Source organism: Streptomyces sp. NPDC054757, from assembly GCF_053612185.1.
In genome coordinates this window covers 119,721-142,880 of sequence record NZ_JBSHBW010000006.1, presented here as the reverse complement: position 1 = coordinate 142,880, position 23,160 = coordinate 119,721, and the positions used below count along the sequence as shown (strand labels likewise).

21 protein-coding genes and 1 riboswitch are annotated in these 23,160 nt (G+C 71.6%); of the genes, 12 read left to right on the top strand and 9 right to left on the bottom strand.

Features of this window, described 5'->3' with window-relative positions; all coding sequences use genetic code 11:
* Positions 1–5: 5 nt before the first annotated feature.
* The 4 genes from ACWGKJ_RS11020 (at position 6) to ACWGKJ_RS11005 (ending at position 3,427) form a co-directional block, all read left to right on the top strand.
* Positions 6–1,022, top strand: coding sequence for a dihydrodipicolinate synthase family protein (locus ACWGKJ_RS11020; RefSeq protein ID WP_385025119.1), 1,017 nt, complete (start codon positions 6–8; stop codon positions 1,020–1,022).
* A complete protein-coding gene (locus ACWGKJ_RS11015; RefSeq protein WP_385025116.1) occupies positions 1,019–1,969 on the top strand; it encodes a sugar kinase in 951 nt (316 codons plus the stop codon). Before ACWGKJ_RS11020 ends, ACWGKJ_RS11015 begins: the two co-directional genes overlap by 4 nt.
* 76 nt (positions 1,970–2,045) lie before the next feature.
* A complete protein-coding gene (locus ACWGKJ_RS11010) occupies positions 2,046–2,666 on the top strand; it encodes a bifunctional 4-hydroxy-2-oxoglutarate aldolase/2-dehydro-3-deoxy-phosphogluconate aldolase (RefSeq protein ID WP_385025134.1) in 621 nt (206 codons plus the stop codon).
* 38 nt (positions 2,667–2,704) lie between these two features.
* A complete protein-coding gene (locus tag ACWGKJ_RS11005; RefSeq protein WP_385025113.1) occupies positions 2,705–3,427 on the top strand; it encodes a FadR/GntR family transcriptional regulator in 723 nt (240 codons plus the stop codon).
* A gap of 90 nt (positions 3,428–3,517) precedes the next feature.
* Here ACWGKJ_RS11005 and ACWGKJ_RS11000 read toward each other — a convergent pair whose 3' ends face one another.
* Both ACWGKJ_RS11000 and ACWGKJ_RS10995 read right to left on the bottom strand, forming a co-directional pair.
* On the bottom strand, positions 3,518–3,787 hold the full coding sequence (locus ACWGKJ_RS11000) for a hypothetical protein (protein ID WP_385025110.1): 270 nt from the start codon (positions 3,785–3,787) through the stop codon (positions 3,518–3,520).
* The gene (locus ACWGKJ_RS10995; protein ID WP_385025107.1) at positions 3,784–4,893 is read right to left on the bottom strand and encodes an MFS transporter; all 1,110 of its coding nucleotides are present in this window, start codon (positions 4,891–4,893) and stop codon (positions 3,784–3,786) included. The genes ACWGKJ_RS11000 and ACWGKJ_RS10995 overlap by 4 nt, the downstream gene beginning before the upstream one ends.
* 164 nt (positions 4,894–5,057) lie before the next feature.
* On the opposite strand from ACWGKJ_RS10995, the gene ACWGKJ_RS10990 reads away from it, so the two are divergent.
* Together ACWGKJ_RS10990 and ACWGKJ_RS10985 are read left to right on the top strand one after the other, a co-directional pair.
* Positions 5,058–5,801, top strand: a complete 744-nt coding sequence (locus ACWGKJ_RS10990) for an IclR family transcriptional regulator (protein ID WP_385025104.1) — start codon at positions 5,058–5,060, stop codon at positions 5,799–5,801.
* Between the two features lie 46 nt (positions 5,802–5,847).
* Positions 5,848–6,771 carry a D-isomer specific 2-hydroxyacid dehydrogenase family protein gene (locus ACWGKJ_RS10985; RefSeq protein ID WP_385025101.1) on the top strand — a complete coding sequence of 308 codons (924 nt, stop codon included), beginning with the start codon at positions 5,848–5,850 and terminating at the stop codon, positions 6,769–6,771.
* 104 nt (positions 6,772–6,875) lie between these two features.
* On the opposite strand, the gene ACWGKJ_RS10980 is transcribed toward ACWGKJ_RS10985, so the two are convergent.
* The 4 genes from ACWGKJ_RS10980 to ACWGKJ_RS10965 all read right to left on the bottom strand — a co-directional run bounded on the left by ACWGKJ_RS10980 (position 6,876) and on the right by ACWGKJ_RS10965 (position 12,364).
* On the bottom strand, positions 6,876–8,453 hold the full coding sequence (locus tag ACWGKJ_RS10980) for an FAD-dependent oxidoreductase (protein ID WP_385025098.1): 1,578 nt from the start codon (positions 8,451–8,453) through the stop codon (positions 6,876–6,878).
* A 23-nt stretch (positions 8,454–8,476) separates the two neighbouring features.
* Positions 8,477–9,391: an AurF N-oxygenase family protein gene (locus ACWGKJ_RS10975; protein ID WP_385025095.1), complete on the bottom strand. Its 915-nt coding sequence runs from the start codon at positions 9,389–9,391 to the stop codon at positions 8,477–8,479.
* A 400-nt stretch (positions 9,392–9,791) separates the two neighbouring features.
* The gene (locus tag ACWGKJ_RS10970; RefSeq protein ID WP_385025092.1) at positions 9,792–11,597 is read right to left on the bottom strand and encodes a thiamine pyrophosphate-dependent enzyme; all 1,806 of its coding nucleotides are present in this window, start codon (positions 11,595–11,597) and stop codon (positions 9,792–9,794) included.
* A gap of 140 nt (positions 11,598–11,737) precedes the next feature.
* A complete protein-coding gene (locus tag ACWGKJ_RS10965) occupies positions 11,738–12,364 on the bottom strand; it encodes a TetR/AcrR family transcriptional regulator (RefSeq protein ID WP_385025089.1) in 627 nt (208 codons plus the stop codon).
* Between the two features lie 128 nt (positions 12,365–12,492).
* Between ACWGKJ_RS10965 and ACWGKJ_RS10960 the strand changes: the two genes are divergently transcribed.
* Positions 12,493–13,944 (top strand): amidase, encoded by a 1,452-nt coding sequence (locus ACWGKJ_RS10960; protein WP_385025086.1) that lies wholly within the window; start codon positions 12,493–12,495, stop codon positions 13,942–13,944.
* A 236-nt stretch (positions 13,945–14,180) separates the two neighbouring features.
* On the opposite strand, the gene ACWGKJ_RS10955 is transcribed toward ACWGKJ_RS10960, so the two are convergent.
* The 3 genes from ACWGKJ_RS10955 to ACWGKJ_RS10945 form a co-directional block, all read right to left on the bottom strand.
* Positions 14,181–15,272 carry a phosphotriesterase family protein gene (locus ACWGKJ_RS10955; RefSeq protein ID WP_385025083.1) on the bottom strand — a complete coding sequence of 364 codons (1,092 nt, stop codon included), beginning with the start codon at positions 15,270–15,272 and terminating at the stop codon, positions 14,181–14,183.
* Positions 15,269–16,282, bottom strand: a complete 1,014-nt coding sequence (locus ACWGKJ_RS10950; RefSeq protein ID WP_385025081.1) for a DMT family transporter — start codon at positions 16,280–16,282, stop codon at positions 15,269–15,271. Before ACWGKJ_RS10950 ends, ACWGKJ_RS10955 begins: the two co-directional genes overlap by 4 nt.
* 162 nt (positions 16,283–16,444) lie before the next feature.
* Complete coding sequence (locus ACWGKJ_RS10945) at positions 16,445–17,206, bottom strand: glutamine amidotransferase (protein ID WP_385025078.1); 762 nt, start codon at positions 17,204–17,206, stop codon at positions 16,445–16,447.
* Between the two features lie 127 nt (positions 17,207–17,333).
* Between ACWGKJ_RS10945 and ACWGKJ_RS10940 the strand changes: the two genes are divergently transcribed.
* The 5 genes from ACWGKJ_RS10940 to ACWGKJ_RS10920 all read left to right on the top strand — a co-directional run bounded on the left by ACWGKJ_RS10940 (position 17,334) and on the right by ACWGKJ_RS10920 (position 23,136).
* Complete coding sequence (locus ACWGKJ_RS10940) at positions 17,334–18,341, top strand: LacI family DNA-binding transcriptional regulator (RefSeq protein WP_385025075.1); 1,008 nt, start codon at positions 17,334–17,336, stop codon at positions 18,339–18,341.
* A 65-nt stretch (positions 18,342–18,406) separates the two neighbouring features.
* The gene (locus ACWGKJ_RS10935; protein WP_385025072.1) at positions 18,407–19,519 is read left to right on the top strand and encodes a M20/M25/M40 family metallo-hydrolase; all 1,113 of its coding nucleotides are present in this window, start codon (positions 18,407–18,409) and stop codon (positions 19,517–19,519) included.
* A 147-nt stretch (positions 19,520–19,666) separates the two neighbouring features.
* Positions 19,667–20,317 carry an HAD family hydrolase gene (locus ACWGKJ_RS10930; RefSeq protein ID WP_385025069.1) on the top strand — a complete coding sequence of 217 codons (651 nt, stop codon included), beginning with the start codon at positions 19,667–19,669 and terminating at the stop codon, positions 20,315–20,317.
* Positions 20,318–20,440: 123 nt separating this feature from the next.
* A riboswitch (TPP riboswitch) is annotated at positions 20,441–20,535 on the top strand.
* A complete protein-coding gene (locus ACWGKJ_RS10925; protein WP_385025066.1) occupies positions 20,518–21,924 on the top strand; it encodes a purine-cytosine permease family protein in 1,407 nt (468 codons plus the stop codon). (Overlaps the previous riboswitch by 18 nt.)
* A gap of 123 nt (positions 21,925–22,047) precedes the next feature.
* The gene (locus tag ACWGKJ_RS10920) at positions 22,048–23,136 is read left to right on the top strand and encodes a hypothetical protein (protein ID WP_385025063.1); all 1,089 of its coding nucleotides are present in this window, start codon (positions 22,048–22,050) and stop codon (positions 23,134–23,136) included.
* The last annotated feature ends 24 nt before the right edge of the window (positions 23,137–23,160 follow it).

Sequence of the window (23,160 nt, the reverse complement as noted above, 5' to 3'; positions counted from 1 at the left end):
TCGCCATGACCGACACACCCGAGGCCGGTACGTCCACGGCCGACAAGGCCAGGGCCGGCGCAGCCAGGACTGGTACGCCAAGGACGGGCACGCCCAAGAACGCAGAGGCCCTGGTGCGCGGTGTCTCGCCCGTGCTCGAAGTGCCCTTCCACGACAACGGCGAGCTGGACCCGGAAGGCTTCACGACCGTGGTCGACCGGGTGCTGGCCACCGGGGTCAGCTCGGTGATGTTCCCCGGATTCGCCGGAGAGTTCCACAAACTGGACGGCGCTGAGAGGGAGTTGCTCACCGGGCTGCTGCTCGGCCGCACCCGGGACGAGCCCGGCGTCGCCGCCATCGTGTCGGTGCCCGACCATGCGACCCGGCATGCGGTCGCCCAGGCCGAGTCCGCCGCCGGGCGCGGCGCCGACGCGCTCAATCTGCTGCCACCGCATTTCCTCGGCCCTTCACGCGAAGCCGTACTGGCCCATGTACGGGCGGTGCTCGCCGCGGTCGATCCGCTGCCGGTCGTCCTGCAGTACGCCCCCGCGCAGACCGGGACCGCTCTGGACGCCCCGACCCTGCACCGGCTCGCGGCCGAGCACGCCAACCTGCGCTGGGTGAAGGTCGAGTCCGCGCCACCCGGCCGCTTCATCGCGGCCCTCGCGGCGGGTGAGCGGCCGCTGCCCGCGCTCGTCGGCTACGCGGGTCTCCAACTGCCGGACGCACTGCGGCGCGGCGCGGTCGGAGTGCAGCCCGGCTGCTCCTTCACCGAGCTGTACGTCGAGCTGTGGCGCCGCTGGGAGGCCGGCGACGAGGACGGATGTGCCGCCCTGCACACCCGGATGACGCCCTTTCTCTCGTACTGGATGCAGAACGTGGAGCTGATCGTCGCCGCGGAGAAGGAGATCTCGGTGCGCCGCGGCTGGTTCGGCTCGGCGCACTGCCGGGCTCCCGGGCACCGCCTCGACCAGGAGGAACTGCGCATGATCGACCGCTTCTGCGCGGAATTCTCCTCTCTGATACCGGAGTTGGCACGATGAACGGGACCGGGGTCGTCACCTGCGGGGAGGCGATGCTGCTGATGGTCGCCGAGCCCGGCATCCCGCTGGAGCGGGCCACCGCCTTCCGGCGTTCGGTCGCGGGCGCGGAGTCCAATGTCGCGGCCGGTCTGGCCAGGCTCGGCCACCCGGTGCGCTGGCTCGGCCGGGTCGGCGACGATCCGGCCGGGCGGGCGGTACTGGCCCAGCTGCGGGCCGACGGCATCGACACCTCGTACGCCGGGACTGACCCCGGCGCGCCCACCGGGCTGCTGCTGCGCGACAGCCACCCGGCGAGGGCGATCGACGTGCAGTACCACCGGGCGGGCTCCGCCGCTTCGCTCCTCGGGCCCGAAGGGCTGACCCGGGAGATGCTGGGCGGCGCGGGCATCGTCCACCTCACCGGCATCACCCCGATGCTCTCGGACTCCGCACACCTCGCCACGCTCCGGCTCTTCGAGCTGGCGCACGAGGCGGGGGCCACGGTCTCCTTCGATCCGAACGTACGGCTGAAACTCGGCAGTCCGCAGCGGTGGCGCGAGGTCGTCGGGCCGCTCCTGGACCGGGCAGACCTGGTCCTCGCCGGCGAGGACGAGCTGGAGGTGCTCGGCGGGACGGGCCCGGAGCGGCTGCTGGCGGCCGGGGTGCGGACCGTGGTGGTCAAGCACCGCGACAAGTCGGCCTCCTGCCGTACGGCGGACGGGGCGTGGGAGCAGCCGGCCTTCCGGGTCCCGGTGACCGACCCGGTGGGCGCGGGGGACGCGTTCGCCGCCGGGTTCCTCTCCGGGGTGCTGCGCTCCGAGCCGTACGACGTGTGTCTGCGGACGGCTGCCGCCGTGGCGGCGCTCGTCGTGCAGTGCGTCACAGACACCGACGGGCTGCCCGGCCGGACGGGTCTTGACCGGGCGCTCGCCGCGTTCTCCGGCGGCGCCGAGGCCGTCCACCGCTGACCGTCGTTCCCAGGACCGTTCCGTACCCCTCTCGTCAGTCGTCTCTTCTTCCCAGGAGCAACACACCATGGACCACATGTACCGCTGGGAGACCGTCCGGGCCGTCACGGCTCAGCGCGTCTTCGGCATCGTCCGCACCGCCGGCCCCGATGAGGCGGTCGCCGCCGCCGACGCCGTACTCGACGCCGGGCTGCACGCGGTGGAGGTCGCCCTCACGACGCCGGGCGTGCTGAGCGCGGTGGCCCGGCTGACCGGACGGCGCCCCGGCGCCCTGATCGGAGCGGGCACCGTGCTCGACGCGGCCGCGGCGCGGGCGGCCGTCGAGGCGGGCGCCCGCTTCCTGGTCTCGCCCAGCCTCCACCCGGAGGTCATCCGTACCGGACACCGCTACGGCGTCCCCGTCCTCCCCGGCGTGACCACCCCGACCGAAATGGTGCGGGCCCTGGAGGAGGGCGCCGACGCCCTGAAGCTCTTCCCCGCATCGGCGGTGGAGCCGTCCTGGCTGCGCGATGTACGGGCCGCGCTGCCCCAGGCGCCCGTAATTCCCACGGGAGGTGTGACAATCGAGAACGCACCGGAGTGGATCGCGGCCGGTGCCGTCGCCTGCGGTATGGGCTCGGCACTGACATCGGGCGGGCCACAGGCGGCGGGGGAGCGGATCGCCGCCCTCCTGGGCCGCCTCGCGGCAGCCCGCTGACCACACCGGACCGGACACATCGGCAGACGGGGAACGACGTGGAGCTTCAAGGCCTGCACGGCCAGGTGGTCGACCGGATCGGCCAGTCGCTCGCGGCGGAGGAGATCCGTGCGGGCGAGGTGCTGCGCCTGGAGGACGTACAGGAGCGGTACGGCGTCTCCCGCACCGTGGCCCGGGAGGCCGTACGGGTCCTGGAGTCGAAGCGGGTCGTCACCAGCCGTCCCCGCGTCGGCATCACCGTACGGCCCGTCACCGACTGGAATCTGTACGACCCCCAGGTCATCCGCTGGCGGCTGGCCTCCCCGCGCCGGGAGACCCAGCTGCGCGAACTGGCCGAGCTGCGGGCCGCGGTGGAACCGTCGGCGGCCGCGCTCGCCGCGACGGGCGCGGGTGACGGGGAACGCCGCGCCCTGAGCGCGCATGCGCAGGCGATGGCCGGCGCGGCCCGCGCGGGGGACAGCCGGGGCTTCATCGCGGCCGACGCGGCGTTCCACCGGGCGCTGCTCACCGCGTCGGGCAATGGGATGTTCGCCCAGCTCTCCGAGGTGACCGAAGAGCTGCTCGTGGCGCGGCGGGAGCTGCTGCTGATGCCCGATCAGGTGGAGACGGACACGGTCCGCCGCCACCAGGAGGTCGCCGACGCCATCGCCGAGGGCCGCGCAGCGGATGCCGCCCGTGCGGTGAGTGCGGTCGTGGAAGCCGCCCGCAGCGAGGTCGAGCAGCTCCTGGAGGGCGGCTCGGCCTGTGCCTTGGGCGGCTGACGGCTCAGCTCCGGGACGCACGGCGGTCCGGCCCCGGGCCGCACGACGGGTCGGCGCCCGGGCCCTACGGCGGCTCAGCCCTACGGCGGCTCAGCCCTCGGACCGCACGGCCACCGGCGCCGCATCGGCGCCGGTGGCCTCCGACGTCTCGGCGGCCAGCCGGCCCGGCGTGGTGAAGCGGCCGGCCACGACCGCCACCACCGCACCCAGCAGCATCGCGCCGGCGATCACGAGCAGCGGCGCGTCGAAGGACCCGGTGGCGTCCTTGACGACACCGATCAGCGGGGTGACCGCGAGCCCCGCGACATTCGCGAAGGCATTGATGAAGGCGACCCCGGCCGCCGCCGCGACGCCGGTCATGAAGGCCGTCGCGCTGCCCCAGAGCGCGGGAACCGCGGCCCACGCCGCCCCGGTGGAGAGCGCGAGAAGCCGGCCACTCCCGGACCCGCCGCCACACTCGCGACGAGCAGCACACCCGAGACGGCCATCGGCACCGCCATGTGCAGCGCGTGCTTCCCGCGCCGGTCGACGGAGCGTGCGACGACCACCATGGCGACCACGGCCAGCGCATAGGGGACCGCGGTGAGCAGGGTCGTCACGAAGTCGCTCGGGTCACCGAAACCGCCCTGGATCACCTGCGGCATCCACAGGGTCAGACCGATGCTGTCGAACGAGTAGAGGAAGAAGAAGAGGGCGAGCAGCAGCACCCCGGGACTGGTGAGCGCCTCGCGTACGGAGACCGAGCGCCGCCCCGCGACCTCGGCGCGCTCCTGGTCGAGCCGGTCGGTGAGCCAGCGCCGGTTGCGCTCGGGCAGCCAGGCGGCGTCCTGCGGGGTGTCGGTCAGTGACTTCAGGACGATGAACCCGAGCAGTACGGCGGGCACCGCCTCGACCACGAACAGCCACTTCCAGCCCGGCGTGGAGAGCACGCCGTCCATCTTCATGACCAGACCGCTGAGCGGGGAGCCGATGACCGTGGCGAGCGCGGCGCCCACGTAGAAGCGGCCCATCGCCCGGCCCCGGTGGCTGACGGGGAACCAGCGGGCGAGGTACCAGATGATGCCCGGCGTGAAGCCCGCCTCGGCGGCGCCGAGGAACAGCCGTACGAGATAGAAGGACTGCGCACCCCCGACCAGGGCCATACAGCCGGAGACGACGCCCCACGAGATCATGATGCGGGCGATCCAGCGGCGCGCGCCGAGTCTGGCGAGCAGCACATTGCTGGGTACCTCGAAGACGACATAGGTGGCGAAGAACAGACTGGCGCCGAGCCCGAACTGAGCCGCGGTCAGCCCGATGGCCCGGTTCATCGTGAGGGCCGCGACCGACAGATTGGAACGGTCGATGTAGGCGACGAGGTAGCAGATGACGATCAGGGGCATCAGCCTCCTGGTCACCCGGCTCATCGTGTCGTGCTCCAGGCCGCCGTCGTCCCTGCCGACCGCGCTGTCCTGATCGGGGTTCATCGGCCCCCTCCGTCCGGGCTGCCGGTGTGCGACATATGCACACCGGATTCCAATGGTGCTATGATCGGCCTAATGGTGCGGGTGTGGGCCGCCCGTGTCAACGGCCGGGGTGCTCATGGAGGCCGACGGCTGACCGATGGCAGACGGAAGACAAGGGGCCGGGGATGTCGCAGACCGTGCAACGCGCCATGGAGATAGTGGAGTTCACCAGTGCGTCCCCGCGCACCCTCGCGGACATCTCCGAACGCCTCGGCGTCCACCGCACCACGGCCCTGCGTCTGCTCCAGACCCTGCACGCCGGCGGCCTCGCCCGGCGCCTGCCCGACGGCCGGTGGGGCGCGGGCGCCCGGCTCGCCTCGCTCGCCGCCCGCTCGTCCGGTCAGTTCGGGCTGCGCGACACCGCCCGGCCGCATCTCGCGGCGCTCCAGGAACACACCGGCCACACCGTGCATCTGGCCGCGCTCCGCGACGACTCGATCGTCTACATCGACAGCGTCTCGCCGCCCGGCCCGGTCCGCCTCTACGCCAGGATCGGCCGGGCCGTACCGCTCCACACGGCGGGCGTGAGCAAGGCGATCCTCGCGCACCTTCCGCCCGCCCACACCCAACAGCTCCTCGACGGCTGGGAATTCACCCTCCACACCGCCACCACACTCACCACCCGGGCCGCCCTCGACGACGAACTGGCGGCGGTCCTGGAACGCGGCTGGGCCGTGGACGACGGGGAGTTCGAGGAGTTCGTGCACTGTGTCGCCGTCCCGGTGCGCAACGCCCACGGCGAGGTGACGGCCGCCGTCTCGCTCACCGCGCTGCGCGCCCAGGCCGACCGTGCGGAACTGCACGGCCTGCTGCCCGAGGTGCGCCGGTGCGCCCGGCTGGTCTCGGCGGATCTCGGGTTCCTGCCCTGACGCTCCCCTTCCGCATACCCCGATCGCGACTCCCGGAGGATCCACGATGACCGCGCCCACCTGCGCAGCGCCCGCCGTCCATGTAGGCCCCGAGCCGGTGCCCGTACTGCTCGAAGCGGTACGGGCCGGGGGCGGGCGGCCCGTACCCCTGGCGGAGGCCGAGGCCATCGTCTACTTCGGCAGCGACGACCCGGCCGAGCTGGACGGAATGCTCCATGAACGCATCCGCTGGGTGCAGTTGCCGCATGCGGGGGTGGAGCGCTGGGCGGACGCGGGAGTGATCCGCGCGCAGCCGGTCTTCACCGCGGCCACCGGTTCGTACGGGGAGGCCGTCGCGGAACACGCCCTCGCGCTGATGCTGGCGGCGGCGCGCGGGCTGCACCGGCTGGCGCGGTCCCGCGAGTGGAGCGCCAACCTCACCCGGGAGTTCGCCGGTTCGGCCGTCGCCGTCGTCGGCTGCGGCGGCATAGGCCGCTCACTGATCCGGCTGCTGGAGCCGTTCGGCTGCCGGATCCTGGCGGTCTCCGACCGCGGCGAGGTCCCGGGCGCGGAGCGTACTGTGCCGCGTGCCGCCTTCCGGGAGGTGCTGCCCGATGCGGACTTCGTGGTGGGTGCGGCGCCCGCGACCCCCGACACCCGCGGTATGTTCGGGGCGGCGGAGTTCGCCCTGATGCGTCAGGACGCCTGGCTGGTCAATGTCGCCAGAGGCGGTCTGGTCGTCACCGCTGATCTGGTGGACGCGCTGAAGAACGGCACGATCGGGGGAGCGGCACTGGATGTCACCGACCCCGAACCGCTGCCCGCCGGACATGAGCTGTGGGGGCTGGAGAACGCGCTGATCACGCCGCACTGCGCCAACCCGCGCTCCTCGTACTGGCGTGGGCTCGCCGAACGGGTCGAGGCCAACGTCGCCGGGTTCGCAGCCGGCCGCCCGCTGGCGGGCACCGTCACCCCGGTGCGGGGCTTCTGAGACCGGGCTGGGTCCGGGGCCGATCCTGGGGCCCAGAGTGCAGGCGGACCGCGCCCACCCCATCGGCGTCGGCCGGCTGCGGACTTCTGCGGCAGGGCACAGCCTCAGCGGCGCCGACGCCGTACCAGACGGCGGAACGCCCGCGCTCCGCCCTCCGGTGTGGGCAGTGTGCCGGCGACCGCGTCCGCCAGGAGGGTGCCGACCGTCTCGGCCGCGCAGGTGCGGTTCGCGCCGATGCCTCCCGAAGGCCCGCGTTTGATCCAGCCCACGACATACGTCCCCGGTCTGCCGGGAACCCGGCCGCCCTCGTGGGGAACGGTTCCGGTGGTCTCGTCGAACGGCAGCTCCGCCTGGGGCACTCCGTGGTACCCGATGGCCCGCAGCGCCAGCCCGGCCGGTATCTCCGTCTCGCCGCCCCCGCCCCCGTCGCCGTCGCCATGGTCGCGGCCGTCGGTCACACGCACCGCGCGAAGGCTCCCGTCCCCGCGCATCTCCACCGGCGCGGAGTGGAAACGGAGGACGATACGGCGGCGCCCTGCCGGGTCCGGTGGCCGGGACCAGTCGACGGGCTCCCTCGCCACGCCCTGGAGCACCGCGGCCTTGTCCCCGGGCCCGGCCGCGTCGATCACGGCCCCGATCCGCTCGTCGTGGGCGTCCACGACCAGGTCCACTCCGGGAAGGTGCTTGAGCGCGAGCAGTTCGGAGCGGGTGTAGGCGGCGTCCCCGGGGCCGCGGCGCCCGAGCAGTACGACCTCGCGCACCTTGCTGCGGCGCAACTCGGCCAGCGCGTGCCCGGCGATGCCGGTACCGGCCAGCGACCCGGGGTCGGATGCCAGGATCCGTGCGACATCGAGCGCGACGTTGCCGTTGCCGACCACCACGACACGTTCGGCGGAGAGGGCGACGGCGTCCGGTGCGACCTCCGGATGCGCGTTGTACCAGGCGACGACCGTGGTCGCGGAGAGGCTGCCCGTCCGGTCCTCGCCGGGGATGCCGAGCCGCCGGTCGGTGGCGGCGCCCACGGCGTAGATCACCGCGTCGTGGTGCGCGGCGAGTTCCACGGCGGTGACGTCCTCACCCACATCGACGCCGAGGTGCAGTCGCACACGCGGGTGGGTGTGGAAGCGGGCGAAGGTGTCGCCGATCTTCTTGGTCGCCGGGTGGTCGGGAGCCACCCCGTAGCGGATGAGTCCGCCGGCCACCGGAAGCCGGTCGACGAGTGTCACCTCGGCCCGGGTGTGCAGCAGCAGATCCTCTGCGGCGTACATGCCGGCCGGCCCGGTGCCGACGATCGCCACCCGCAGCGGCCGGAAGTCCGCCGGCAGGACTCGCTCGAAGGACGGCCGGCCCCAGGCGTGGAAGTTCGGCCCGAAGCCGGACGCCCCGGGGGCCTCCGCTGTCTCAGCCTCCTGCGCCGGCCGTGTCCCGGGTCGTTCGAAGTAGGCCGCGTTGATGTCGGCGTACTCCTGCTGCCCGTTGGTCAGACTGTCCACCGGCAGGACGGCGTCCACGGGGCAGGCATCGACGCAGGCACCGCAGTCGATGCAGGTCTTCGGGTCGATGTACAGCATCTCCGTGCTGCCGAAGGCCCGCTCGTCGGGCGTGGGGTGGATGCAGTTGACCGGGCAGACGGCCACACAGGTGGCGTCGGCGCAGCAGGTCTGGGTGATCGCGTAGGCCATGTCGTCCGCTCGGCTGAAGGTCGTCAGATCAGGTGGGCGCGCTTGTAGAAGAAGAGTGCGGGCCTGGTGAGCAGCCCCGCCGAAGTCAGGAACTCCATCAGGCCCGAACAGCTCGACCGCATCATCGACTTGTGGTGCTCGTTCGCCTTCGCCTCACGGATGCCACGCTCCTCGTCGAGACCGGCGTTCGCGTAGACCTTCCGGTTCACCATGCTGGTGACGATGACGTAGGACGCCACCGCGATCAGGAGCGAGTGGATCTCGCGGCGCACCCGTCCGGCGCGGGCGAGGCGCTTGCGCGTCTCGTCGCGGGCGAACTTCATGTGCCGGGATTCCTCGACGACATGGATGTTGTTGATGGTGCGGACGAACGGCACGACCCGCTCGTCGCGCATCCAGTCGCGCTGCATGACGTCGAGTACCTCCTCGGCGACCAGGATGGCCGCGTACGCCGCCTCACCGAACGCGACCGTCTTGAAGAACCTGCCGAGTTCGACCGCGAGGCGGTGCGGGCGGTACGCCGGGGCCCGCAGTTTCTTCGCACCCCGGGCGAACATGATCGAGTGACGGCACTCGTCGGCTATCTCCGTGAGCGCCCACTGGAAGGTGTCGTCCGTCGGGTCCTTGGTGTAGATGTCCCGGAGCACCATCTGCTGCAGGATCATCTCGAACCAGATCCCGGTGCTGGCCACCGACGCCGCCTCCTGCCGCGTCAGCGCCTTGCGCTGCGCGTCGGTCAGCTCGTTCCAGTACTCCGTCCCGTACAGGGTGCTCCACTCCGGGCTCGCGCCGTGGAAGTCCTCGTCGAGCGGGGTTTCCCAGTCCACCTCGGTGAGCGGGTCGTACGAGAGCTGTGCGGAGGAGTCGAGAAGGCGCCGCGCGATGCTGTCCCCGGGGGCGGCATCGTCGGTCCCGGGCCGCGGGATGCTGAGGGTCATGCGGGGGCTCCTCGTCGGTCGAGTGCGTGAAGTGCCTCATCCACTGCTGCCTGCTGCCTGCTGCCATTACCACTAGTAACAGCATCGCTTGTTGACGGACCATATAACAAGAGTCGTCGACTGCCTACCCCTTGGTAACTGCGGTGTTTCCGCCGGAAGTCGGTTGATCCGGAGGTGAACTCCCGGCGTCCGCAGGGACTGCTCCCGGACTCTTCTGCGTACCGACCGGTCGGTACTGACCTGGCGTGCGGCGGGCACGCGGCAGGGCGTGCGGCTGACCGGCCGAAGGGAGGCACGGTGCTGATCGCACTCAGTGCCCAGCTGGAGCAGGTATGCCCAGGGGCGGGACCGGTACACGCCCCTGCCGGCACGGGCGTGACGGCGCGGTGGCCCCGTCCGCCTACAGATATCTGCTGAGCGCGGACCGGTGCTGCTGGAGAGCGGGGGACATGGCGACGCGGTCGTCCTGGAGGAGATTGCGCGCCATCGGACCGGCCGCCTTCTCGCCCTTGCCGAACGCCTCGGCGATGTGCTGTGCGTGGGCGGGCTTGAGGCTTTCGCCGAAGGGTGCTTCGTAGGGGTCGGTGACCGCCTCGATCAGGCACGGACCGTCGTGGGCCATCGCCTCGGCGAACACCTCCGCTGCCTGGGCGGGCTCCTCGATACGGAACGCCCGCAGGCCGCAGGCGAGGGCCACGCCCTGGAAGTCGATGGGATGCAGTTCACAGCCGTACTGCGGGTTGCCGAGCAGGGCGGTCTGCTCCCACACCTCAAGGGCGAGGGAGTTGTTGTGGAGCACGACGACCTTGATGGGCAGGTCGTACTGGGCGAGGGTGGCCAGCTCGCCCAGGCCCATCGAGAGCGACCCGTCCCCGGTGAAGGCGATCACCGGGCGGTCAGGGTACGCGAACTGGGCCCCGATGGCATAGGGGAGGGCCGCGCCCATGGTGCACAGGGTGCCGGAGAAGGAGTAGTTCATCCCCTTGCGCAGCCGCAGCCGGCCGCCCCAGGCGGTGACGCTGCCCGCGTCACCGGTGACGATCGCGCCGTCGGGCAGGGCTTTGGACAGCTCCCAGGTGACCACCTGCGGACGCATCGGGGTGCCCGATGAGGCGGCCTGCTCGCCGATCAGGTCCCACCAGGCCCGGTAGCTCTCCTGGGAGCGTTCCAGGAACGCCCGGTCGTCCTTGCGCTCCAGATGGGGGAGCAGGGCCTCCAGGACCTTCCCGGCGTGGCCGACCAGGCCGGTCTCGACGGGGTAGCGCATGCCGATCCGGTCGGCGTTCAGATCGATCTGCACGCCCCGGGCCTGGCCGGGCTGGGGCCAGAAGTCGTAGTAGGGGGTGGAGGATCCGACGATCAGGAACCCGTCGCACTCCTCGAAGGCCTGGTGCGAGGCACGGGTGCCGATCAGGCCCATGCCGCCGGTGGTGAAGGGGCTGTCGTCCGGCACACAGTCCTTGCCCAGACCGGCCTTGACGATCGGCGCCCCCAGTACGTCGGCGACCCGCTCCAGCACCTCGCCGGCGCCACGGGCACCGGCACCGGCACAGATCGCCACCCGGCGGCAGGAGTTGAGGACCCCGGCTGCGGCGATGATCTGCTCCTGCGGTGGCATCACCTCGAACGTCTGCGGAGCCAGGGAGGTGTGGCCGGGCACGTTCTTGTCCGAGGGGGTGTCCTGGTCCAGGGTCCAGGACTGCACGTCGATGGGGATCGCCAGATGTGACGGCGTGCGGTTCATCAGGGCGCTGCGTACCGCCAGGTCGGTGGCGGTGACCGCATGGGCCGGACCCATCACGCGCTCCGAGTACATGCACGCCTGCTCGAAGAGCCGGTCCGACGGCACATCCTGCAGGAAGTGGGCGCCGACCGTGTCGTGGTACGAGAGGCCGGTGATCGCGATGACCGCGGCCCCGTCGATGCGTGCGTCGTACAGGCCGTTCAGGAGGTGGAGCGCACCCGGCCCCGCGGTCGCCACACACGCGGCCGGCCGGCCGGTGAACTTCGCGTAGCCGACACAGGCGAGAGCCGCGTTCTCCTCATGGCGCACATGCACGAACGTCATCTCGGGGTGTGTGCGCAGCGCCTCGAAGAACCCGTTGACCTGGTCACCGCAGATGCCGAAGCAGGTATCGACACCCCAGGCAAGCAGCCGCTCGACGATCAGATCGGACGTGGTCTTCTCTGCTTTCGCCTGCGCCACGACGAGCCCTTCCGTTGTCGCCCGGCACACCGCTGCGGCGGGGCGCTCTCCTGCTCACGGTCGGCCAGGCAGGCGGTGGCCGCACCTGCAGAGCGCCCGTTCGGGCCGCGGCCCGCGTCGGGGGCACGGGCGCGGGGCGGTCAGCCCGCGGATGTCCGGGATGCGCCGAGGGGGGAACGGTAGTGGGCCAGGATTCCCTCGACGATTCCCATCAGGCGGCCCCCTGCCTGATCGATGCTTCCGTTGTGCGTGCTGACCTGCGCGCCTTCCAGTACGAAGGTGATCGCTGCCGCGGCCTGCCCGGGATCGCTCAGCCCGGCCTCGGTGCACATGCCGACCAGCCTGCGGGTCTGATGAGCCTTGTGCTTCTCGATCACTTGCCGTGCGGGATGGGAGCGGTCGGGCAGTTCGGCGATGGAGTTGATGAACGGGCACCCCCGGTGCGAAATCGCCGGCAATCCCTCGGCGATGAAGCGGGCCAGGCCAAGGATCTGCTCCTCGGGCCGGCCGGGATGCTCGGCCTCGACCCGGTCGAAGGCCGCCTGGTAGTCGGCGGCGACGATCCGGAGCCACTCCGCGACCAGCGCGTCCTTGGTGTCGAAGTGCCGGTAGATCGCCATTTTGGTGGTCTCGGCCCGCTCGGCGATCGTCTGCACACCCACCCGCCGGATCCCCTCGCTCTGGAAGAGCTCTTCCGCGGCGTCGAGGATGCGCTCACGAGGCGGAAGTTTGGCCACCCTGCTCGGTCTGCCGGCGCTTGCTGCCATGACTACTCCGTGACTTCCGGTCCGTTGTGGGGTCACCGATCTCTGCTGTTACGGTACCAGCCAGTGCCGCACGATACCGATGGGTATCGTATGGGACTCAAAGGTACCGTTTTCCGATGGGAGTGGCAGTGAGAATCACTGAGTACGTGGGCTTCGACGCGGTCGGGCTCGCGGAGCTGGTGGCCGGCGGCGAGGTGACCCCCGCCGAACTGGAAGCAGCCGCACGGGAGGCCACGCAGGCGGTCAATCCGCAGATCAACGCCATCGTGGAGACATGGCCGGCCGACGACGAGCCCAGTCCCGGCAGCGCACCGCTGGCCGGCGTCCCTTTCCTGATCAAGGACATCGCGGTCGCCATGGCCGGGAAGCGGATGGAGCTGGGCAGCCGTCTCACGGCCGGCAATGTCTCCGGCGCCGACTCCTCCCTGATGCGGCGCTTGCGTCGCGCCGGGCTCGTGACGTTCGGGCGTACCGCGACACCGGAGATGGCCTACAGCAACACGACGGAACCAGTGCTGTACGGCGCGACCCGCAACCCGTGGGACCCGGCGCGCAGCGCGGGCGGATCCAGCGGGGGCGCCGGTGCGGCTGTCGCGGCCGGCGTGGTCCCGATCGCGCACGCCACCGACGCCGCCGGTTCGATCCGCGTCCCCGCCGCCCATAACGGCCTGTTCGGATTGAAGCCCACCCGTGGCCGGGTCTCCGTGGGCCCCTACTTCGACGAGCTCTTCAACGGCCTGGTCGTACACGGCAGTGTCAGCCGCACCGTACGCGACAGCGCGGTCCTGCTCGACCAGATCCGCGGTCCGGAACCGGGTGACCCGTACTTCGCCCAGGAGCCGTCCCGGCCGTACGCGGAGGAAGTCACCCGCCCCCCGGGCTCGCTACGGATCGGTGTCCTCACCCAGGCATGGGGTGGGCGTCGCACGACCAGGCCGGTGGCCGACGCGCTCTCCCGCACCGTGCGTCTGCTCGAATCCCTCGGCCACCAGGTGGAGGAGGCCGAGGTCGGCCTCGGGGTCGACTGGGAGGAGTTCGTCCTGGCCAGCGCCCGTCAGTGGACGGCGAATCTCACGGCCTCGGTCGACGAGCTGGCCGCCGCCTTCGGCCGGCCCATCGACTCCTCGACCCTGGAGCCGCCCATCCTGGCCAGCTACCACTACGGGCAGCGGGTCACCGGCGCCCAGTTCGTCACCGCTCTTGAGATCCGCAACCGGATCGCCCGAAGCCTGGCCGGGTACTTCGGCACCCACGACATATTGCTCACCCCGACCGTGCCGGAGCTTCCCCTGCTCCTGGGCACTCATGCGGAGGGCGCGGAGGCACTGGACGGCCTCGGCTGGCTTCGGCACCTCCTGGATCTTTCGCCGTTCACCGCGGCGTTCAATGTGGCGGGCGCGCCCGCCATGTCGGTGCCGGTGACGGCCGACGCGGAGACGGGACTCCCGGTCGGCATGCAGTTCGCCGCCGGGTACGGGCTCGAAGGCCGCCTCTTCCGCCTCGCCGGACAACTCGAACAGGCAAGCCCCTGGGCGGGCCGGATCCCCACGGTGTGGGCAGGGAACCACACCGGCCACTGAGGAGTATTTCTGGATCCGGGAGGCCATGGGCTGGGCCATGCACTGAGCACGTGGGAGCCTCAGGTCGTGCATGCCGTCCGGCGCTCCCGGAATCCACTTCGCTCCCTCTCCACCCGCCCGATGGCCGCAGCGCCGCACATGTCCGCGACGCCCTCGTGGGAACAGCCGGGTTTTCTTGTGGAAGACGTATCGGTCGGACCCCCTCAAGGGGCCGTCGCGGACGGGGCCGCCGCGGATCACTGCCCCGGTCGCCCTCCCCGCGCTGTGCCGGGGAGCGGCCCGGAGAGCATACGGGCGGGATTCTGCCGGGTGAGGGTGCCGATCAGATCGCGGTCGACACCCCGTGCGACGAGCATCTCGGTGAAGACGGTGGGCACATGGATGAATCCGTTGCCGCCGTGCTGGGTCCACATCTGCTTGAGGAAGAGGTCGTGGCTGAGCAGGAGCTGTCCGGCGTGACCGTGGCGGACATGGCCGGCGACGGCGTCCGCGGTGGCGGTGGACGCGGGCGACTCGCCTTCCTTGGGGAACGTGACATCCATCCCGATCATGTCGAATTCGAGCCAGACGCCACGGTCCGCCACCGCCCGCTGGTAGCCGACGTCGGCGCCGGAGGGATCCATGTGCGCGAGGACGACCTTCCCCGGCGCGACACCGATCTCGTCGAGCACGATGTCGAGCACCTCGTGTGCCCGCCGCTGCCAGCCGGGCAGATGGACCATGAGCGGGACGGCGGGGTGGTCGAGCTGGGCGAGAGCGGCCGCGCGCAGCGATCCGCGCTCGGCCTCGGTGAACTGGGGGGACACTCCGATCTCGCCGATGACCCCGGGCCGTACACCGGAGTCCCCCACACCGTGGGCCAGCTCGTCCCGGATCGCGGCCGCCTGTTCCTCGACCGTACTGGCCGTGATCCGGCCGGCCTCGAACTTCTCCAGATAGGCACCGCAGCCCATGACGACGCCGATTCCGCTGCGGCGCGCCAGATCGAGGAGGCGCCGCGGGTCACGTCCGATGGCGGCGCTGGAGGTCGCGTCGACGATGGTGCCGCCGCCGACGGCCTGGAAGGCGGCGACCTCGCGGAGCACGTCGTCGACCGGCTTGGCCGCGATGTTGTCGGCGCAGCAGTACGGGTCGTGCCGCAGCGCCCAGGCGGACGCCGCGCTGACCGGCTCGTCCTTCAGGGCGGCGGAGAACCGGTAGCTCGGTTCGTCGAGAACGCCCGAGAGGTTGTTGAAGAGGTGTTCGTGGGGCAGTACGAGACCCAGCTCGGCCGCGGGCACCGCGCCGGTCACGGTCTGTACGTACGGCCGTCCTCCGGTGCCGGTCATGAGGCGGGCACCGGGGGCACGGAGCGGGAGGGGATCATCCCGATACCGGCCGCGACGAGGGCGATGACGGTGCCTATGACGGTCACGACGTGCAGGGGCTGGCCGACGGACGGGCTGATCAGATCGAGGATGAGCGAGCCCACCAGCTGCCCGGCGATCGAGGCGAGCCCGAGGAGGAGCAGGCCGAGGCCGCGTACGAGCAGGGCCATGAAGGCGATGGAGAGCAGGCCGAGTACACCGCCGGTGTACATCCACCAGGTGCCGGGGAGCGAGAAGCTCACCGAACCGGTGGAAGCGCGCACCAGCAGCCCGATCCCCAGGACGACGAATCCGACGAGGAAGTTGAGGCCGATCGAGACCAGCATGGATCCGCTGCCCTGGGCGACGGCGGAGTTGCCCGCGGGCTGCCAGCCCGCGAGCAGCCCGGCGGCGAACGGCAGGACCGCGAGCGCGATGGTTCCGGGGACCTGGAAGTTCGGCGAGATCGCGACGGCCGTCGCGACGATGGCCAGCAGGGCGCCCAGCCCGCGGGGGAGCGTGATGGGCTGCTTGAGCGTGGAGGTGGCCCCGAGACGGTCGCAGACCACGCCCGAGATGACGAGCCCGGAGATCAGCGCGATCTGGAAGACGGCGACGCCCAGGGTGCCCACGGTGATGCCTTCGGAGAGCACGACCGCCGCGCCGCACAGGCCCGCCAGACAGTTCCACCAGGGAATGGTGCCGTCGCGGAGCTTGCCGGGTACGTTCAGCGCCTGCCGGCGGGTCCCGGGGCGGGCGAAGATGATGACCGCCATGAGGATCAGCCCGGACCCGAAGGAGATCACGGCCGCGGCGTTGCCGTCGTCGATGTTCTTGCCCAGGGCGCCGTTGACGGTGGACTGCAGCGGGCTGAGCAGTCCGGCCAGGATGGTCGCCAGGACCAGTACGGCCGTGGTGGCGCGACGTGCGGTGCTGGCGGGTGGCGGGGGCAGTGTGTCCGGTCCTGGTCCTGTGGTGTTGAGGTTTGCCATCGTGTAATCGCTCTCCTTTGAGCCAGTATGTCCGACGGAACCGATGCGGTCTGGGGGCGTGTGGGCTGTCTCATAACGGGCGGTGGCGGGTGCCGCTGCCGCCCGGCGGTGTGCCGGATGGGCGGATGGCCCGGCGGGCGGTGGCCCGGCGGGCCCGGCCCGTCAGTGCTGCCGGTCCGCGGAGCCGGCGAGCCAGGTGACGGCCTGGTCGAAGAGCTGCCGGTAGCCCTTCCACTCCAGGAACTCGTTCGGGGCCCAGTGCGGTGAGATGTCCGATGCGAAGGCGAGCGTGCGCCCGGCGCCCTCCTCACGGACCGAGACCAGCGGGTGCGACTCGATCGTGGCGAGCACGCGTGCGTCCGGCTTCGCGGTGAGCCGCTGGTAGCCGAGGAGGATCGGCCACTCGGCCGCCAGCCCCGCCGTGACCTCGTGCGTCTCATCGGTGAGTGCGCCGCCGATGCCTTCGGGGCACTCCACGCGGTCGTCGTACGGGAGGATCTGCACCGGCAGGATGTCCTCGATCGGCGTCGCGTGGTAGTTGGCCTTGGCCTGGAAGCCCTGGAAGCTCAGATAGCCGCCGGCCATGGCGAGACCGCCGCCCTGCCGGACCCACTGGGCGAGGAGCTTGAGCCGGTTGGGGAACGGGCGCCCCTGGGCGAACACCTGCGGGTGGAGCAGCATCGAGTTGGCGCCGATGTCCGAAAGGATCACCACGTCGTAGGCGTCCAGCTTCTCCAGGGTCTCCGGGAAGTGGACCGCGACATCGTGCGAGAGCAGATGCGTGACCTCGTGACCCGCTTCCTGCAGGGCCTGGAGCAGCGGGGTGACGCCCACCTCCAGCTGGGCATGGGGGAAGGCGTCGTAGCCCTTGAAGTCGGTGGATGCGTTGATCCAGGACTCGCCTGCGATGAGTACGCGGCTCACACGTACCTCCTCAGAAAGATCGTGCGCAACGTTGCGCTGGTTTTGCGCAACCATAGAAGCGGGTCGATCCGACGTCAATGCCCTACCGTGAGCGCACTAGACTGCGGGAAAAGCGAGAGGGGTTCGGATGACGTTGACCAGCGTTGCGCAACATGCGCAGGTATCGGCCTCGACGGTGTCGCGGTACTTGCGCGGGCAGCTGAAGGTGCAGCCGGAGACGGCGGCCCGGATCGATGCCGCCGTGCGGGAGCTGAACTACGAGGTACCGGTGCCCGCCCCGTCCGGCCCGCGCGCCGGGCGCCCGCTCATCGCGCTCGTGGTGCCGGACCTGATCAACCCGTTCTTCGCGGACCTGGCCGAGGAGGTCGCCGCGGCGGCCGCCGCCGGGGGAGTGGCCCTCGTGGTGGGCATCACCGGCCAGCAGGCCCGGCGCGAGTCGCTCTTCAGCGACTTCGCCGCGTCGACCGAGGCCGTCGACGGGTTGATCTACGTCGGAATGCACCGCCAGAACCCCCGGCTGACCCGGGCGATCGCCGAAGGTCTCCCCGTGGTCCTCCTGGACGAGGAGGTCGCCAGCCCCTCCGAGCTGGACACCGTCGCCGTCGACAACTACAGCGGCGCCTACCAGGCCACGTCCTACCTCGTGCAGCTCGGGCACCGGCGCATCATGCACATCGCCGGCCCCCGTGAACTGTCCACCACCCGCGACCGGCTGCGCGGTTACCGGGACGCCATGGAACACGCCGGACTCGACGTCGACGAGGACCTCGTCCTGCACGGCCCGTACACCGAGCAGTTCGGCGCCAGCACCTTCCCCTACCTGGCGCGCGCAGCCCAGCCGCCGACAGCCGCCTTCGTGGGCAGTGACATCGTCGCGGTCGGCATTCTGGGCGCGGCGGAACTGCACGGACTGCGTATCCCGGAGGACCTCTCCGTCATCGGCTGCGACGGCATCCGTGTCGGTGAGTGGCTCCGCCCCAAACTCACCACGCTGCAGCAGCCCGTCGCCGACCTCGCCCGTACGGCACTCGAAGTGGTCCAGAACCGGATCGAATCCCCGGACGGCGCCCGGGTGACGAAGTCCTTCCCCCTGCACCTCGTGATCCGCGGCTCCGCGGTTCCCCCGCAGAACTGACGCGCAGCACTGATCCGCGGCACTGATCCGCGCCCCGCCCCGCAGTACCGACAGGAGACCTTCGCGTGCTTGACCCCGTTTCGCTGACCCAGCAGCTCGTCCGAGTGGACACCAGGGGCGGGAACGAGACGCCCGCCGCCGCACTCATCGCCCCGCTGCTCGCCGACGCCGGCTTCAGCGTACGGACCGAGGAACCGGAGCCAGGACGGACCAATCTCGTCGCCCGCTTCGGCAGCCGCACCCCCGTCACCCTGACCGGACACCTGGACACCGTCCCCGCCGATGCGTCCGGCTGGTCGTTCGACCCGCTGAGCGGCGACATCCGGGGCGGCCGGCTCCGGGGGCGCGGCAGCAGCGACATGAAGGCCGGTGTGGCGTGCATGGTGGCCGCCGCGGCCCACCGGGCCACGACCCACCCCGCCGAAACCGACGTACAGCTCGTCCTCACCTTCGGCGAGGAGACCGGCTGCGAGGGAGCGGCCCGGCTGGAGGGGCTGACGGCGAGTCCGGTGCTGCTGGTCGCCGAACCCACCGCGAACCGGATCGTCCTCGGTCACAAGGGTGTGCTGTGGCTGCGGCTCACCGCCGAGGGCCGCAGCGCCCACGGATCCCGGCCCGAACTCGGCGACAACGCACTGGCCAGGCTCGCCGCGGCGGCGGTACGGATCCATGACCACCAGGACTGGCCCCGTAGTGCGACCCACGGCGCGGCCACCGTCAACGTGGGCACCTTCCACGCCGGTGTCCAGCCCAACCTCGTCCCCGACCGCGCCGAGCTGATGGTCGACATCCGTACCGTCCCCGGCTTCAGCTCCGACGACGCGCTGCGGGCCATCGGACAGCTGGCCGGGCCCGGCACCAGGATCGAGCGGGTACTCGACCTGGACGGCGTGGACACCGACCCCGGCACCGCACTCGTCCGTGACGTGTCGGGCGCCCTGCGCCCCGCGCAGGACGCCGGGCAGCCGCAGTACGCCACCTACTTCACCGACGCCTCGGTACTGGCCGCGAAGGTGGACGCCCGTGCGGTCGTCATCTACGGCCCCGGCGACCCCGACCAGGCGCATGTCACCGACGAGACCTGCTCCGTGGCCGCGATCCCCGAGGCCGCCGAGGCCATCCACCGCCTGCTCGCCTCCTGGAGCCAACGGGAGGACGGCGCGCCGGGGCCCCGCTGAGCCGGTCCTGACATCCGCCCGGGGCGTAGGGGCGCGGGCCGTCGCGGATGCGCCCCGCGGAACGCGGCCGGGGCCCGGTCCGCGCGTAGGCGATCATGGTTCACCCGCACCCTGGGCCCCACTCGCCCGCTCCCGTAGCATGCCGGTGTGACCAGGCCCATTGAACTCGTGATATTCGACTGCGACGGCGTTCTGGTGGACAGCGAGCGCATCGCGGTCCGTGTGGACGCGGTGAGCCTGGCGGCGCTCGGCTGGCCGCTCAGCGAGGCCGAGGTCGTCGAACGCTTCGTCGGCCGCTCGCACGCCGACATGATCGCCGACATCGAGCAACACCTCGGGATCCGGATCCCGGATGGCTGGGAGGCGGAGCAGAAACAGCTGTACCGCACCGCCATGGAGGCCGAACTCACCTCTGTAGACGGTGTGGTGGAGGCCCTGGACCGGATCGGGCTGCCCACCTGTGTGGCATCGAGCAGCGGCCACAACGGCCTCCGCCACACCCTCGGTCTGACCGGGCTCTACCCCCGCTTCGAAGGCCGCATCTACAGCGCGTCGGAAGTCGCCAACGGCAAGCCCGCACCCGACCTCTTCCTGCACGCGGCACGGCAGATGGGCTTCGCCCCCGAGGTCTGCGCCGTGATCGAGGACAGCCGCTACGGCGTACACGCAGCCCGCGCAGCCGGGATGCGCGCGTTCGGCTACTGCGGCGGTCTCACCCCCGCGGAGTGGCTGCACGGGCCGGACACCGTGGTCTTCGACGACATGCGTGAGCTGCCCGCCCTCCTCGCCGCGGGATGAACGGCGGGACCGAGCCGCGGACCGCCGTGCCGGCCTCACCGCCCCGGACGGCGGGACCGCCGGGGTGCACGGCCGGGCCCCCTCACCGCGGACGGCCCGACGCCGCGCGTTAGCCTTGCAGACGTACCGGACACGGGGTGCCCCGCCCAGGGGCTGAGATCACACCCGCCGAACCTGAACCAGTTAGCACTGGCGGAGGGATGTCGCTCATGTCATTGCCACCTGCTCCGAGCAGCACGTCGGCCACAGAGAACCGGTCCGTCTTCGACGGCCGGATGCCCGCCGCCCCCGGCGACCTGCGGATCGAGGCACGCGGTATCGCGCCGGTGCCCGAGCAGCACCGCTACGGCCGCCCCGGCCGGCTGTTCACCGTATGGTTCGCGCCGAATCTGACCATGACGGGAGTCTTCACCGGCACCGTCGGAATCGCGCTCGGCCTGGACCTGCCCACCGCCCTGCTGGCCGTGGTGCTGGGCACCCTCGTCGGCGCCGTCCCCACCGCGTACCTCGGAACCTGGGGCAGCCGCACGGGGGCGGGCCAGCTGCCGCTGGCCCGGCTCGCGTTCGGCCGGTCCGTCGCGGTGCCCGGCCTGCTGCAGTGGCTCTCGTCGGTGGCCTGGGACGCCCTCATCGGGCTGTTCGGCGGTGACGCGCTCGCCCGGCTCTGCGGCTGGCCCTTCTGGCTGGGGGTGCTGGTGATGATGGCCGGACAGGGGTCACTCGGAGTACTGGGCTACGAGGCGATCCACCGGATGCAGAAGCTGATGACCTTCGTGCTCGCCGCCGCCTTCGTCGCCCTGGCGCTCCGGCTCCCCGGCAGCGTCCACAGCTCGTCCGGGAGCGTCCACGGCGCCGACCGCGCCGGTGCGTTCGTCCTGACGAGCACCATCGCCCTCAGCCTGGCCCTTTCGTGGGCGCCGTACGCCAGTGACTTCAGCCGTTACCTGCCGAAGAACACCTCCCGTACCCGTATGTTCTGGTACACGCTCCTCGGCGTCAGCGTCTCCTTCGTGGCCGTCCAGTCGCTGGGGCTGTGGGGGGCCTCCGTCTTCACCGACCAGACCGCGCGCGGGGTCGACGAACTGCTGGGCGGCGGTGTACTCGGCGCGCTGGGGCTGCTGGCGGTGGCGCTGGCCGCGCTGTGCAGCAACGCCATGAACGACTACAGCGGTTCGCTGGCCCTGCAGACCATCGGACTGCGCGTACCGCGCCCGCTGGCCGCCGCGCTCGCCGCCGTTCTCGGTTTCCCGCTGGTGCTGTGGATGCATGCCGCCGACACCGCCGCCCGCTTCCAGAACGTCCTGCTGTTCGTCGGCTACTGGATCCCCGGCTTCGTCGCCGTGGTGGCTGTCGACTGGTTCGCGCGGGCCCGTGCGGGCGAGCCGGTCGACCCGGTGGCGGAGAGCGGTCACCGGCGGTACGGCCTGTCCGCGCTGGTGGCGTTCTGCGCCGCCTTCGCGGCGGCGGTCCCCTTCATGAACACCGGCCTCTACACGGGTCCGGTGGCCGCGGCCCTGCACGGCGCCGACCTCGCCTACTACGTGGCGTTCCTCACCGCGCTCGCCGTCTACGCACCCCTCAGGCTGCGCCGCCCGGCCGCTCGGTAGCCGCCCGCGGAGCTGAAGTGCGGTGCGCGGACGGGCTGTTCGGGGAGGCGACCGGACGGGGCGCTGCGGCCCGCATCCCGCTGTCGGCCCCGGCCGGGAGGGGAACATGACAGAATCGGCAGCGTGTTCGGGATGGGGGATCCGGCTCCACGCCTGCGGGCGGGGCGGTTCATACGTGCGCGGCTGCTGCCGCTGCTGCTGTGTTTGTCGGCCGTCGCGGGGGCCACCTGCTTCGCCGTGGGCGGGGTGTCGTCCGAGGAGCGGCGGGACCGGGACTGGCGGGCGGCGGCACCGTGCCCGGCCTCGGCACCTGCCGATCCGCGCGCCGACTGCGTCACCACGCTGCCCGCGGTGATCGAGCGGACCAAGGCCGAGCTGGACCACGACAACCACAACGACTGGCTCTACTTCCGCGGCGATGAGCCGGTGGACCGGCTGAGCGTCGCCTACGACACCGCAGCCGCCTTCGGCCCCGGTGACCACGTCACCCTGACCTGGTGGCGCGGCGACCTGATGAAGGTCGCGAGCCGGCAGCACACTGCGAACGAGGACCTGCCACGTCCCGGCGGGATCGCCGGAGGCGTGGTCTTCCTGATCCTCGCGGCCGGTCTCCTCGCCGTCCTGCTGCTGGTGCGCCGGCCGCGCGACGGACGCCCCGTCACCCCCGGCGAACCGGCCCGGCCGGGCGTGTTCTTCTTCCCCGTTCCCCTGGCCGCCGCCGCTCTGTGGGCGGTACCGCTCGGCGGACTGCGCCCGGGGCGGGCCGTCGCGGTCCCAGTGGCCGCCGTCGGGGTGCTGACGGTGATCGCGCTCCTGGTCTGGGCCTGGCGGGCGACCGGCCGGATCAGACCGGTCGAACCGCGCCCGCTGCCCGAGGGGAAGGACGTCTTCCTGCCCGCCCGCTTCCTGCAGGACAGGCCGTACGATCCGGACCTCCTGGGCAGCCATGTCGTCCTCGGCGCCGGCCCGATGGCGGTGCTGCCGCACGGCGGGCCCGGCCGTCTCGTCGGCAAGGAGATACCCGAGGGGCGCTTCACCGTACAGGGGCTGCGGCGCCCGAAAAGCTCGGAGCGCAGAACACCGGCAAGCTGGTACGTCGCCGAACTCCTCGACTCCGGTACCCGGGTCCGCCTCACCGCGGCCCCCGCCGATCTGCTCCTGCTCGTACAGGAGTTGGAGCGCACCAGGCCGGCGCCGACCCGTACGGGGTGAGCTCAGGCGCGGATCCTCCGGGCC